We start from the raw sequence: 14,241 nt of genomic DNA, 5'->3' as shown, positions 1-14,241 counted from the left end.
ATGTGAGCAAAATGGTTATTAATTTTTATAAAATGCATTTGGATGCAAGGTGAAATAGAGGCTCATTTGGGGTTAGGTTAACGCCTAGTAAATGAGTGTTAATTATTCAGTTGTGAAGCGATCCAGAGTAGTAAACAACAGTGACTTTATTTACCAAAGCAGAAATAATTCAAAAGCTAGAAATAATACAGATGACGATTCGAGACGACAGACACATCACTGAGGATAAACACGGATGTATATAGGTGAACTTGCGGCTATAGGCGCTGCTATTGTGTGGGCGTGTGCGACATGGATCTATGGACAATTCGGCCATCGATTTTCTGCTATGCAGCTTAATATTGTTAAGGGTGTCGTCGCTTCTGGCATGATGTTGCTTGTGATGCCTCTTATCCCAATGCCAGACTTTCAATTGAGTGCTAATCATTTTTGGATACTCGCTATTTCAGGTGTCATTGGGATCGCAATTGGAGATAGCGCATATTTCGCTGCGTTGAAAAGAATCGGTGCGAATAAAACGTTGCTGCTTGAGTCTTTGGCTCCGCCTCTTTCAGGCGTACTGGCATTAATGTTTCTTGGTGCCGCATTGACGTTGCAAAGCTGGCTCGGTGTTGTCATCACCACTTTAGCTGTGACATTTGTCGTTTTTCAACCGTCTAAATCCACCAATGGTGAAGACATTTCTAGTGATAAAGCACAACGAAGTGGTATTGGGTTTGGGCTTGTGGCGAGTGTTTGTCAGGCTTCAGGTGTGGTGATTTCTCATTATGCTTTGGTGGCTGGTGATATTCCCCCATTGTTAGGGGCGCTGATTCGCCTCACGATAGGTGTGTTTGCCGTTATGCTCATTATCCCTTTTGTTGAGAGTAAGCCTTACTCGTCTATAAAAAGAGATTTATGGGAAATGACTAAATTCGACAAGCTTTGGCTTTTAGGGGCAATATTTGTCGGAACATTTTTAGCATTGTGGCTTCAGCAAGTTGCATTGAAGAATGCGAACCCTGCGATTGCACAAACGTTGATAGCGACCAGTCCTGTATTTATTCTGGTGATCTATGCCCTGAAAGGGGAAAAGGTCTCAAAACAAAGTGTTATAGGGACACTTGTTGCTTTAGGTGGAATCTCACTTTTCTTCTACCAATAGTTCGATTTCTATAAGTGCTTTCTATTTCAAGCGATCTTAATTTTCATTACTCGGTGCAAATTTGATTGCGGCCGTTGGCTTTAGCTCTGTATAACGCTTTATCTGCTCGGTAGAAAGTACGCTGAGTGTTTTCTCCTTCGCGATGCATTGTGATACCAATACTAACGGTTAGTCCACGTTCCCCCAATATCTCATGCCAAGCAAATTGGAAAATGCGCTCTCGATAATTTTCCGAGTGCATTTCTGCCTTAGCAAGATTGGTGTTCTCAAGGATGACTAAGAACTCTTCCCCACCAAACCTGACACATGAAGCGCCTCGAAACTTGAAGTAGGAGCGTAGTTCTTGAGAAACGCTAACAATCGCTTTATCACCAACTAAATGACTGAGCTCATCATTGATTGATTTAAAGTGGTCAATATCGACAACCATTAATGCAAAAGGTGTTTCGTGAAGCAGAAGATCTTTCAATTTTACATCTAACCATCGACGGTTATGTAAGCCTGTTAGCGGATCGGTGAATACATCTTGTTGTAGTTGAGCAACTGCATTTTTGTGTTGCTCAGTCGTTTCTTTCAACTCTCGGTTTTCTTGTTCCGAGAGGATAAGCTTTAGTTGCAGTTCAAAACGAGAAAGGCGGCGTAGCTGACTCGCACCCAGTTCACTGATCGGAATCTGCTTCATGAGATCCGTTTCAATTCGGTAGCCTTTCTTTTCATAGCTTAGCGCTTCTTGAAAACGGCCTTGATTCATACACACATCGCTCAAGGAGTCATAAAAACGCTTTGCAAGAACGGGTGATGAGTATTTATTCACACGTTTATCGGTGCTTGTAAGAATCATACTGGCGTATTCTTGCTTACCGATAGCGCTTAAACAATGTGCCATTTCTAGGCGAGTCATGGTTGCAAGCCAACTTGCTTGGGTGTTGTTGACTGGATACTGAACCCTAGACAAGCAGCTAAGTGCGTCGTGATACTTTTTCTTGGCGCGAAGTACCTTTGCTTGATAAAGCAATATCTGAGCTGTGAGCAACTTATTACTGACAAGGATACTAAGTTCTTCACATTCGTTAAGTAAATCACTGGCCGCAGTAGTACGGTTAAGCAGTAGAAGGCTAGCGACCATATGAAGCTTAAACTTGAGGCGAAGTGAGCGACTGCTTATCGCATGATCAATACTGTTGATTTTTTGGTAGTAGCGAAGCGCTTTACTGTGGTCACCATAGGCATCACACAGGTTCCCCATACCCAAAATCGCCATCACGTATTCATCGATGTAGCCGTGTTCAACAGCAATTGATGACGAACTAACAAATTCATTCAGTGCTGAGGTGTAATCACCAATTTCAACTAAGCGATCACTTAAGCTTGTTTTTACTGTAAGAATATCTTCTATGTCAGCAGGCAAATGAAGTAGGTTTAATGCATGCCTCAATTCTTCGATGCTAGTTTGATTTTGTTGCAATTCAGCACGATATTCAGAGCTAATAATATAACAGTGTGCTTGTTCCGTTTTGGTTGTCGAAACGTGTTGTCGAATATGGTTCCAAAAGATGATCGCCTCTTCACCAGAAACCGATGAAGGATCCAAACCGGCATCGGTGATCTTACTTAGTAAGGTTTCCATCAATTTCTCACCTCGGCATCGTCTTCTTCAAGTTGTTCTAAAGTGAACGGGAACGTTAAAATATCATTAAGGCTGACGGTTGGTTTCGAACCTTTCAACCCTTTTCTATGCCACGGATAAATATCAAGTATGGTGCTGAGAGTTTGGAAGGTTTGCTCTGCGACATCCCCTTTCTCGGAAAGCATAAGAGCGACTCGCTCTGAACTCAGCCTTGAAATGAAATCGTTTTGATTACATAAGGTATGAGCAATTTCGGTGCAGACATCCAAGTAATCGGTATCAACGTGTTGAAACATAATGATGCTGTGGTTTGAACGTTTTAGCTCTGTTTTAAAGAGCACCAATTGTTCCCACCAAAACGTTTCAGAAACAACATAAGAAAGGTGTTTTTCGGGATCGTACTCGTGCTGGCCACGAATACGGTTAATGAGTTTTCTTGCTCTCTGTTCTAGCTGGCGTTTTGAACTGCGCGCTTTATCTAAACCGACGCGGTTGGTTTGCTCGCGAAGCATACTGATAGAATATTGACGGTATTTTTTAAAGGCAACTAAAGCGGCATTAAAATCTTGGTTTTCTTCTGCAACTAAGGACTGTTGATAACAAATTTGACTGAGTAGCTCGCCATTATCGAATTCGTTTGCAGAGCGCTCGGCTAGTCTGAGTAACTCAGCGGCCTGTTCGGGTCTCTTTCGCAGAAGTTCCAATCGAGCTCTACTGATATAAGAGTGCGCTTTCATCCAAATTAGGTTGTGTTCTACTGCTAGGCTGTGTGCCTTGGCTGTTGCTTTTTCCGCATCATCTAAACGCTCTAAGCCAAGTAGGGCAAGACCTCTGAAATCCCACACCTCTGCATGCCAAGTATTATCTTTATGATCTTTTAATGCTTCTTCTGCACCATCGAGTACCGACAACATTTCAACATAGTTATTGAGTAAGTAGTAATCCCAAGCGAGCAATATTCTTGCTTTACCTTCCAACCAACCAATACGGCTGTTATTCGCGACTTTTACGGCGAGTTGGTGGGTAGAGCGTGCTAGCTTGTATTCGTGGGTCATTCGCCAAATGTTGCCTAGGCCAATGAGGCATTCAATTTGGATCTCTACTTCATCAACTAGCGCGGATTGCTCTAAAGCATTGATCCAAAATTGCTGAGCAGAATAGTACTTGGCTTGTCCCCAGAATTGGAGTGCGTGTAAATGGAGAATTTCAGGGAGAAAAAGGTCGGTGTCTAATCGGCTTTGTCGTTTGTGGGCTTCCTTGATGTATTTTAAACCTTTTTGGTAATCCATTAGGTTCCAACAGCATTTTGCCATTAACATCAGCGATTGGATCGCACCCTCTTCAAACAAAACTTGTTCTGATCTGACGAAGCATTGTTGTGTAATCTCTAGGATCACTAATGGTTCAGAGTCGACGCGAGTTTTGAGTTGTTCTAATTCTGTTTCAAGAAGGTACTGATTTTTGTCCAAGGCTTAGATCCATAATTATCGAGCGTATTGATAACACAATCATTATAAGAGTGTGGTTAAGGATAAGCACCAATTATCTTTCTTAGAGCGTCAAAGAAACATCTATCTTTTCCAATTATGGGTGTTACCTCATGTTGTCGCTTTAAAATCAATGAGTTCCCGAATAAATCTCTGGATGTTTCGTTTCTATGAAAGCAGTTGCTTTAGGGTTAATGGCTGCTCTGCAACACCTAAGCGTTGCGCTGCTGTAAGCCCTTGCTTATCTTGGTAGCACAGATTGTGCCAAGCTCTGAATATATCAAGCAATGGAAGGATGCCCCCAGGACGAAGTTTACGTCTAGGCTCATTGATAAAGCTATCAAATAACAGTTGAAAGCGCTGTTGATAGAACTTAGTTTGCTGAATTGAAGCGGTGTTAAACCACTGTTTTGGTTCTGGATTGTTACCCGTTAAGTAGCAAATGCCTTTCTGATTATCGCCTTGATTTGCGATAGCCCAACGATCGCGCCACCAACTCATATGAACAATGTCGATCTTTTCAAAACTTTGATCATCTTGCCAACCAGAATCTTCCTCGACATACATAAGGTCAATATTTTGACTCTGAATGCGCGGCAAACAAACGCTTAGGGCGGCAGATCTTAGTAATGGATCTTGTGGCATATAAATAGCGACGTGTTTGTTTTCGTCACACATATCAAGTACATGTAAGAAGTGAGCATAAGAGGTATAAGGTGGTCGAATTAGCGCACCCTTCGAAGGGTAGCTAAATGCAGTGAGGTTACCCATTGGGTCTTCCACATTACCTCTTGCCAGTATCACTTGGTATTGCTGCTCAATACGTTCTTTCAGCTTATCGGACGGCTGAGGGAGTTCGAGGTTAGCCTCTGAAGAGTGCTCCTTTGAGACAAAACGTGCCACGTCATCATAAGGGTTGTGGTCAACATTCCCTGATGGCTCTTCATTCTGAGAGTAATTGACGTGTTGGCAAAGGATATAACCAGAATGAGCCTCGCCCGTTGCTATCCAGAGCACGCCGTTATTACTTTGTGGCTGTAAACGCTGGTAATGGGAAGCAAATTGATAGTCTTTGGCATGATTAACCCATCGTGCATCTATCATCGCTAATTTACGACGACAACGGCTCGCGATATGGTCAACATGATCATAGAAAGTTTTTGGGTTGATCTCCAATTTTCTACAGATTTCTCGTACAGAATAACCCATGAACAATAAGCCCATTAGGTTTTCTTGAAACTGAAGTTTTTTATTGGATCCAGACCATTTATCAACGAAAGTTGATTGGCAGTCTTTGCATCGATAGCGTTGCCTGTCGCCACTGTAGCCGAAGGCATGATAAAGATGTTTATGGGTATGAACCGATAGGCCAAAGTTATCGCAATCATCATTACGACAAGCAGGAAGGCCATCGCTGTGAAGTTGTCTTAGGCGATGAAGTTCGCTTAACACTTCACGATTGTTAAGTAAGGGGGGGAAAGCTCCACACTCACGACAAACCATCGCTGGACGCTTAGGATTCGCATGTTGCAAAACATACCGTTTTGCATCGCTCAAGCCAAAGTTGTCACACGCCAATGTTTTACAAAAGTTGAGTTGTAACCCATCTGCATCTTTTGGCAGCTTGTCGTTGGACACGATCACCCCCTCGGGGTTATTTAGGCAGCCAAGCGAGCTTGACTGCGAGGTATTACGTTTCAAACTATTTATCGTTGAAGCTAACTAGGATGAAAAATATAGCTAGTGTTTAACGATTAGATGTTGATTGCAGTCTCTAGAGCAACTTTCATCATGTCGTTGAATGACTTTTGACGATCTTCTGAACTTAGTTTCTCACCACGGATGATGTGGTCAGATACTGTAAGAATTGTCAGTGCTTTAGCACCCAGATCCGCAGCAACACCGTAGATACCAGCCGCTTCCATATCAACACCAAGGATGCCTAGTTTTTCCATCTTTTCGAAAAGGTCAGCTTCTGGAGTGTAGAAAAGGTCAGCAGAGAATACGTTACCAACTTTAACTGGAACTTCTTGTGCACGTGCTTGGCTTACTGCTTCTTCTAGAAGACCGAAATCAGCGATAGCAGCAAAGTCGTGGTTGTTGAAACGAATACGGTTTACTTTTGAGTCAGTAGAAGCGCCCATACCGATAACAACGTCCATTAGTTTCACGTCGTCACGTACTGCACCACAGCTACCTACACGAATAACATTTTTCACGCCGTACTCAGCGATAAGCTCATGTACGTAGATGCAGCATGATGGGATACCCATACCGTGGCCCATTACAGAAACTTTCTTACCTTTGTAAGTGCCTGTGTAGCCAAACATGTTGCGAACGTCACAAACTTGCTTCACGTCATCAAGGAATGTTTCTGCAATGTATTTTGCGCGAAGCGGGTCGCCTGGCATAAGTACTGTTTCTGCAAAATCACCAGCTTGAGCATTAATATGAGGTGTAGCCATGGTCGTTCTCCAAAGTTTAAACGGTAATGATAGGAACAGGATTTAATCAATTACCGATTCTGTTGAATTGAATTCGTTTTGTTGAGGCAATATTAGCGAGTTAGAACGAGGCTTCGTGAGACTTTAGTCACAAAATAGGTCTGTCATTATAGTTTTATTAATATTGATAACCAAATGTGTTGAAAGCTTAAAGGCAATCGATTTTGTATAGATAAATTGCATGAAATTTAAAGGAAAAACTCAAGATAATAGTTTGTTGCATATTATTTTCGAGACAACAATTCGTTGTAGAGACGTTTGATCAGCGATAATCTAAACTTTAATAAAAGACAAACCAAGGAATTGTATGTCGTATTGCGCTAACTCGACGCTTTTGTATTCTATGAAAACACAAATACGCAAGGTAGCTTTGCCTGTCGTGAGGGTAACGTCATTAGTTGCGGCTATGATCGCGGCGATGGCTTCGTCATGGGTGTCTGCTGCGACCTTTGAACTGCCCCCAGCGGAAAGCCGCATCGTAGGCAGAATACAACAACATGAGGTGACGGCTGGAGAAACATTAGCCATCATTGCAAAGCAATACGATATTGGCTTTCTTTCTTTAATGGCGGCAAATAAAGGTGTAGACCCTTTCCTTCCTGCGGAAGGCTATGTATTGAGTATTCCTAGTCGGTTGATTTTGCCTGATACCCCAAGAAAAGGAATTGTTATCAACCTTGCCGAGTTAAGGTTGTATTACTTTGAACCGGATAAAAATCAAGTTCATGTTTTTCCAGTAGGTATTGGCCGAGTGGGGCGCGATACCCCAGAGATGATCACTAAGATAAGCCAAAAAAGACCAAACCCGACTTGGACACCTCCTAACTCAATACGTAAAGAATATTTAGAGAAAGGCATCGAGTTACCTCGAGTTGTCCCTGCAGGCCCAGAAAACCCGCTTGGCGAATACGCTATGCGCCTTGCGTATGGGGCAGGTGACTACCTTATTCATGGAACTAATAAAGATTTCGGGATTGGTTTACGAGTCAGTTCTGGTTGTATTCGTATGGAACCTAAAGATATTGAGTGGCTTTTTGAACAGGTTAACCGTGGCGAGCAGGTCACGATCATTGATGAACCGATTAAAGTGTCTTTAGAGCCAGATAGAAGTGTGTTTGTTGAAGCTCATGAACCATTGACACGAAGTGACGGTTCTAAAAAATCGTTACAAATTCCGGTTGAGTTAAAATGGTGGCTTGAAGATGCTGATTTACCGAATTCAAAGGCGAAAGCGGTTATTTTTGCGCAAAATGGTGTGCCTGTTGAGATCGTACCGCCTGTGATTGAGTTTTAATTCAATAGGTTCTTTGGAAAGCGTCATTGCTTTTCTTCTTTCTTTTTTCTCTTTCTTTTCTTTTTCTTTTCTTTTTCTTTACCCCAAATAAAAAACACCACCTCTATTCGGAGGTGGTGCTATCAATTTACTGCATTTTGCGACTTATATAATCTATCGATTAACTGCGTTATCTTTCAATTACTTAGTGTAAGACTCTGCAATGTTGTCGATACGGTCGTTAGCACGATCCGCTTCTTCTTTTGCTGCCATAGCGGCTGCAGATGCTTCTTGAGCTTTCATTTCTGCGGCTGCTTTATCACTCTTAAGCGCTTCAACTTCGCTGCTTAGTTCAGCAACTTGGTTAGTCAATTGATCCATTTCTGACACTGCAGCTTCTTCAGGCTCTGAAGAACAACCGGCTAAAATGAAAACTGAGGCTGCAGCTGCGATTAACGTCTTATTCATAAGAACTCCTTGCTTATTTATCATCAAAAGATGCGCTATACATTCTTTATCATATAGTCGCTTCATTAATGATTGTAGCGACTAATTTTTTAACTGCAAAAACAATAACTAAAGAAATTGCTAAATTTTTGAGGTAATTAGCTAAGCATCACAGTCTGTCTCATTTTTGAGACGGTGGGGTTGGAATCGATTTTTACATTATTTGGAAGGCCTATCCCTTTGGTGCCAATGCATACAATATCCTAGGCAACTTGAGATATGAGGATAAATTTACTGTGATCTCTATCCTTATAAAGTACTTTCGCGGTATCATGTCACGTTAAATTAATTTTATTCAATACCATCAAGACTGGAGAGTCCTTTGCACTTTAAAGATTTAGGCTTAGACAACCGCTTACTGAAGAACTTAAAACATTACGACTTCAAGAAAGCGACAGAGATCCAATCAAAAGCGATCCCTGTTGCTATTGCCGGTAAGGATCTATTGGCTTCATCAAAAACGGGATCAGGAAAAACGTTGGCGTTTGTGTTGCCAATGATACACAAAGCATTAAAAACCAAAGCGTTTTCTGCTAAAGATCCTCGTGGTGTAATTTTGGCTCCTACTCGTGAGCTAGCAAAGCAAGTTTACGGCGAACTGCGAAGCATGCTTGGTGGTCTGTCTTACGAAGCCACACTTATCTTAGGTGGTGAAAACTTTAACGACCAAGTTAAAGCTCTGCGTAAATACCCTCGTTTTATTGTTGCGACTCCAGGACGTCTTGCGGATCACCTTGAGCACCGCTCACTGTTTTTAGATGGTGTTGAAACGCTAATCCTTGATGAAGCTGACCGTATGCTTGATCTTGGTTTTGCTCCTGAGCTACGTCGTATTGCGAATGCAGCTAAACACCGTCGTCGTCAAACTCTAATGTTCTCTGCAACGCTAGATCACGCGGAAGTTAACGGCATTGCAAGTGAGATGTTAGACGCACCTAAACGTATTTCTGTAGGCGTTTCTAACGAGCAGCACCTTGATATCACTCAGAAATTCTACCTGTGTGATCACCTTGATCACAAAGAAGCGATTTTAGACCGTGTCATTGAGGAAGCTGAATATCGTCAGGTGATGATCTTCACTGCAACTCGTGCCGATACTGACCGTTTGACGGAAAAGCTGAATGAGAAGAAGCTTAAAGCGGTTGCATTGAGTGGTAATCTAAACCAAACACAACGTAACGCGATCATGAGCCAATTTGAGCGTGCGGTTTACAAAATTTTGGTAACAACAGACGTTGCTTCACGTGGTATTGATATTCCAAACGTAAGCCACGTTATCAACTTTGATATGCCTAAACATACGGAAGAGTATGTTCACCGTGTTGGTCGTACTGGCCGCGCTGGTAACAAAGGTGACGCGATCTCTTTGGTAGGTCCAAAAGACTGGGATAGCTTCAAACGTGTTGAGCTTTACCTTCAGCAAGATCTTACTTTCTCTGTTCTTGAAGGTTTGAAAGGCAAGTTTAAGGGCATTAAGCCGCGTAAACCTGTTGTTACTAAAGGCGGTCCTGCGAAGAATAAAGCGAAGACTCAAGCTAAGAAAACGCCTAAGAAACCTGTTAAGCGCGATAAGAGCTTCCACCAAAATGTGGCAGTGGGTGATAGCGTGTTTATCCCTAAGAAGAAAGTCGCACCAAAAGTGGACGACGAGTAAGCAACTCGCGTGAACTAAAGCTGATGTTTATAAAAACTGATCTTTATAAAAGTTAACGTAAAAAAAACCGCCAATGATGGCGGTTTTTTTGTGTCTGTACTTTGTGTAAGCCCATAACTTCCGGTACCTACAGGAGGTAACTCATGATACTCGCTGGGCTCTTCCTAGTTAGAAATTGAACGTCGAGAATGAGTACGCCAAGATATGGTCTGCGATGTATTTATGAGTAGCCGTCGTTGGGTGTGTCACGCCCCAGAACACATAACTATCAGAGCCGTATGTGGCACAGTCATTGGTTAAACTATGACTGCGTAAATAGTCGGTTGATGAACTTCTGTTGATATTTAGGCAAGCGTCACTCGCATTTCTAAAACCATGCTGTTCAGGGTTATCGGTAATACTCGCGAAGAGTGCGCTTGCATCGAATAACACCACGTTTTTCCCCATGCCTTGATAATATTTAGCTTGGGCTTTGATGAATTGGTTGAATTCCAATATCTTGCCACGAACTTTAATGATCTCTTGCTCGGTCGAGTATTTAAATTGCGGCGCTTTGGTCGCATCGGGCAATGTGAACAACAAGATATTGTTCGCTCCAGACTCTGTTAATCGAATCAAAGCGCTGCTGAAATCAGCTTTTACATCAGCGACTTCTCGGTCGTAGTTCATGAAATCATTCAGACCAAACTCCAAAGTGAATAACGAGTTCTCAGGGCGATAATTTTTAGCCACTTTCATGTAGGTTAAGTAAGACGTGACTTGGTCATAAACACCAGTTAGCGCGACATATTGATTGGTGCCTGCTGCTCCACCCACTGCCCAGTTATACAGAGGAAGATCTTTAGCTTTTGCTAAGTACTCAGTCCAGACTAAACCATTTGAAAAGTGTCCCAAAAACCACGAATCAGCATTCGGAAAAACCCATTGAGAGCCATTAAATAGATTGCCAGTGTCGGAAAGGCTATCACCAAAAGTGACAATACGATTAATTGTATTGGCTTGCACAGCGTTATCGTTGGTCCAGATGGAGTGATTGTAAGAGAAGCGATTATCTGCTGCAAAATAGGTGATATCTGCGACGTCATGTTGGATGTCGAGCGTCTTTTCACAACGCTGCTTTATTTCGGATTGAGGCGCGTCACTATAAAACATGTTCTTGAACGAGACTGAAGACCACCAATATCCGTTGATGGTGTAATAGTTCCCGTTCTCTTTTCTTGCCCATTGCCAATCAGTGGCTGAGGAGTCGTGTGATGCGTCGGTTCGATACCAACATCGAACATACGAATAAGTTTGTTCCCCTTGCGTTTTTAGAACCTGTGCAGACGTTATGGATTCTGGAGTGGGTATAGAATCTTCAGCTGCATGAGCACCAAAAGGGATGGATAACGCGAGTATTAAAGCCGTATTTTTCATCACTGCATTCTCTTATTGTATTTAGGTAAGCCAAAAAAACGTTGTTTCTTGTTGCCTGTTACTTTTAATAACTGAATAGCGAATAACTGGTAAGACCTATATCTAACATCAATAATTCACGTCAATACATTCAACTGTCCGTCGGTTATAACTGGCATAAACATCAAATTTTCAACGTGTTTTCTGTTGTTAGAACACTCAAGTACAGGATGAAATTCGTCACTTTTTTTGAGGGTTTTGGTATCCGTTTTAGAGGTATGCAGTGAGGGTAAATTAGCAGTGTGTGCGGTTTTCGTAAGTTGTTAGATCTAACGTGACCTTTATAAAATGTGCCAAAAACTAAGGTAATGTATTTTTAATCAAAGAGTTAAAAACAAGCTGTTTATTGGGATGCATATTTCAATGTTAATCACCCCTGTTTAATTTAAGCCCATCATCACAAATATCAATCTCGAATTTTTTATTTTATAAAATTATAACCTACGGTTCCTTTACTCATCAGAGGTCTAATCTGTTTAAGGAAAGAGCATTGAAAAAAATATTAATTTGGACAATAGCCTGTCTATCGAGCTTTGGTGTCTATGCTGGAACAAGCGCATCGGCATTAGAAGTCAGCGGGTACACAGAAACTAAATACCCCATTATGTTGGTACATGGTCTGTTTGGTTTCGATACATTAGCGGGTGTGGATTATTTCTATGGCGTACCTGAGTCCCTAACCAAAGATGGCGCGAGTGTGTATGTAGCGCAAGTATCAGCGACCAACAGCTCTGAAATACGTGGAGAGCAGTTACTGGCTCAAGTTGAGACTCTGTTAGCTGCGACTGGGGCAAGCAAAGTGAATTTGGTTGGTCATAGCCACGGAGGGCCGACTGCACGTTATGTGGCGTCGGTTCGACCTGATCTTGTTGCGTCCGTGACGAGTATTGGCGGGGTTCATAAAGGCTCAAAGGTGGCTGACTTAGTGCGTGGAACCGTAGATGAAGGCTCTGCGACAGAAGGTATTGCGGTTAAGTTGGCTGGTGGATTGACCACGCTTATTAACTTGCTGTCTGGTGGCTCAGATTTGGATCAAGACGGGCTTGCCTCTCTTGAAGCTTTGACCACCGAAGGTTCGCTAGCATTCAATCAGTTTTACCCTGAAGGCGTTCCTACGTCTGAGTGTGGTGATGGCGAATGGCAAGCGAGTAATGGCGTTTATTACTACTCGTGGACAGGGTCTTCCAATTTTACCAATCTTCTTGATCCTACTGATGGGGCGATGACAATCCTTGGCTTAGCATTCAATGAACCTAATGATGGTTTAGTGGGAGCATGCAGCGCGCATTTGGGCAAAGTGATTGGTGACGATTATAAAATGAATCACCTAGACGAGATCAATGGCTTGTTGGGTATCCACCATCTTTTTGAGACCGATCCTGTGACGCTATATCGTCAACATGCCAATCGATTGAAGCTGGCAGGCCTGTAGGTGGCTCTGCCCATTTAATAAGAGAACAAGGAAAATACAATGAAAAAGACCGCCATTTTGTCGATAACCACAATAGCCCTGATGAGTGCAGCGGCGGTCTTTTTCATTGTCGTAAAAGAGGACCTAGATCCAAACGGTAATAGAGAACCAAAGGTTTCTTCCTTGAAAGTTGCTTCTCAACAAGATACCGAAATCGATAATGCATCAGCCAAAGACATGATGGAATATTTCGTGTCAGGCAACACCGAGTTAACCCTTGAAGAGATTCGTGACAATGTGGCGAATCACCACGAACAATCACAAGCTGCTATTGTCGATGAAGCATTGTTCGCAAAGTATCTTGAGTACAAGTCGGCACTGACATCATTAGATGTCCAATTTGACACCACATCAATATCCGCTGAGGACTTACGCGCACTCAATCAAGCGTTGCTCGACCTCCAATCTCAATTTTTCAGTGAGAGCGAGATAAGTATTCTATTTACCCATGACAACAGAATGAGGGAAGTCGCTTTAGAAAAGTTACTTCTGAAACAAGAAGGGTTAGACGAGTCGGAATATCAACAAAGGCTTGAGTCTTATCTATCTGAGCAGCCGGATTACGTTCAAGTCAGTCATCAAAATCAAGTATTACTCCCGCAGCTATCTAGCTCACAAGGCTTCGATGAACAAGGGAAATACTTGAAGAGAAGCGAACTGGTTGGCGAAGAAGCGACACAGAGGCTCGAAGCGCTTGATCAGCAAAGGGCGGACTTTGATGGAGCTTTAGAGGTCTACTTTGTCGAACGAAATGACATTTTGAATGACTCAGCACTCTCTGAAATTGAACAAAAAGAGACGATTGCCCAGCTTCGAGAAGCTCATTTTCAGCCCCAGCAACTTAGAAGGGTAGAAGCGATTGAGAGAATCAGAGCCACTGACAACGGTCAGTAAGGTTTGCTGTGCTAACGAAGTTATTCAAGTTTTCAAAATTTCCTTAGTGGAGGTAGTCGTGTCACAAACTTAGTAAACGTTTGCTTATTCTGTAAATGGTCAGTTTTCTGATTTAAATGAACACTATCGACTAATTTTTCAAGCTTATCTAAATATAAATTCCTTCCAAGATTACAATAGTAATCCATCATTAATTGATACTCTTCTTGTGATTAATCTCACGAA

The 14,241-nt window shown here is 42.3% G+C and carries 11 protein-coding genes; 5 read left to right on the top strand and 6 right to left on the bottom strand.

Going from position 1 to position 14,241, the window contains the following annotated elements; translation table 11 throughout:
* The first annotated feature begins 235 nt into the window (after nt 1–235).
* On the top strand, nt 236–1,144 hold the full coding sequence (locus tag OCV36_RS23155) for a DMT family transporter (protein WP_135454388.1): 909 nt from the start codon (nt 236–238) through the stop codon (nt 1,142–1,144).
* Nucleotides 1,145–1,190: 46 nt separating this feature from the next.
* Here the strand turns inward: OCV36_RS23155 and OCV36_RS23150 are convergent, their stop codons facing one another.
* The 4 genes from OCV36_RS23150 to deoD form a co-directional block, all read right to left on the bottom strand.
* On the bottom strand, nt 1,191–2,771 hold the full coding sequence (locus tag OCV36_RS23150) for a GGDEF domain-containing protein (RefSeq protein ID WP_029224866.1): 1,581 nt from the start codon (nt 2,769–2,771) through the stop codon (nt 1,191–1,193).
* Nucleotides 2,771–4,240: a tetratricopeptide repeat protein gene (locus OCV36_RS23145; protein WP_135454390.1), complete on the bottom strand. Its 1,470-nt coding sequence runs from the start codon at nt 4,238–4,240 to the stop codon at nt 2,771–2,773. The genes OCV36_RS23150 and OCV36_RS23145 overlap by 1 nt, the downstream gene beginning before the upstream one ends.
* A 186-nt stretch (nt 4,241–4,426) precedes the next feature.
* Complete coding sequence (locus OCV36_RS23140) at nt 4,427–5,896, bottom strand: lactate dehydrogenase (RefSeq protein ID WP_029224867.1); 1,470 nt, start codon at nt 5,894–5,896, stop codon at nt 4,427–4,429.
* 116 nt (nt 5,897–6,012) lie between these two features.
* Nucleotides 6,013–6,723, bottom strand: coding sequence for a purine-nucleoside phosphorylase (gene deoD / locus OCV36_RS23135; protein ID WP_017073673.1), 711 nt, complete (start codon nt 6,721–6,723; stop codon nt 6,013–6,015).
* A gap of 346 nt (nt 6,724–7,069) precedes the next feature.
* On the opposite strand from deoD, the gene OCV36_RS23130 reads away from it, so the two are divergent.
* Nucleotides 7,070–8,056 carry a L,D-transpeptidase family protein gene (locus OCV36_RS23130; RefSeq protein WP_135454392.1) on the top strand — a complete coding sequence of 329 codons (987 nt, stop codon included), beginning with the start codon at nt 7,070–7,072 and terminating at the stop codon, nt 8,054–8,056.
* A gap of 180 nt (nt 8,057–8,236) precedes the next feature.
* On the opposite strand, the gene OCV36_RS23125 is transcribed toward OCV36_RS23130, so the two are convergent.
* A complete protein-coding gene (locus OCV36_RS23125; protein ID WP_004732066.1) occupies nt 8,237–8,503 on the bottom strand; it encodes an Lpp/OprI family alanine-zipper lipoprotein in 267 nt (88 codons plus the stop codon).
* A 361-nt stretch (nt 8,504–8,864) separates the two neighbouring features.
* On the opposite strand from OCV36_RS23125, the gene OCV36_RS23120 reads away from it, so the two are divergent.
* Nucleotides 8,865–10,196 (top strand): DEAD/DEAH box helicase, encoded by a 1,332-nt coding sequence (locus OCV36_RS23120; protein ID WP_017073676.1) that lies wholly within the window; start codon nt 8,865–8,867, stop codon nt 10,194–10,196.
* 168 nt (nt 10,197–10,364) lie between these two features.
* Here the strand turns inward: OCV36_RS23120 and OCV36_RS23115 are convergent, their stop codons facing one another.
* Nucleotides 10,365–11,612, bottom strand: coding sequence for an SGNH/GDSL hydrolase family protein (locus OCV36_RS23115; RefSeq protein WP_135454471.1), 1,248 nt, complete (start codon nt 11,610–11,612; stop codon nt 10,365–10,367).
* Nucleotides 11,613–12,141: 529 nt separating this feature from the next.
* On the opposite strand from OCV36_RS23115, the gene OCV36_RS23110 reads away from it, so the two are divergent.
* A complete protein-coding gene (locus OCV36_RS23110) occupies nt 12,142–13,083 on the top strand; it encodes a lipase family alpha/beta hydrolase (protein WP_108121857.1) in 942 nt (313 codons plus the stop codon).
* Nucleotides 13,084–13,122: 39 nt separating this feature from the next.
* A complete protein-coding gene (locus OCV36_RS23105) occupies nt 13,123–14,016 on the top strand; it encodes a lipase secretion chaperone (protein ID WP_135454394.1) in 894 nt (297 codons plus the stop codon).
* Nucleotides 14,017–14,241: the final 225 nt, after the last annotated feature.

The sequence above is a fragment of the Vibrio echinoideorum genome, assembly GCF_024347455.1.
GTDB lineage: Bacteria > Pseudomonadota > Gammaproteobacteria > Enterobacterales > Vibrionaceae > Vibrio > Vibrio echinoideorum.
This window is presented reverse-complemented; position numbering and strand designations above follow the sequence as displayed.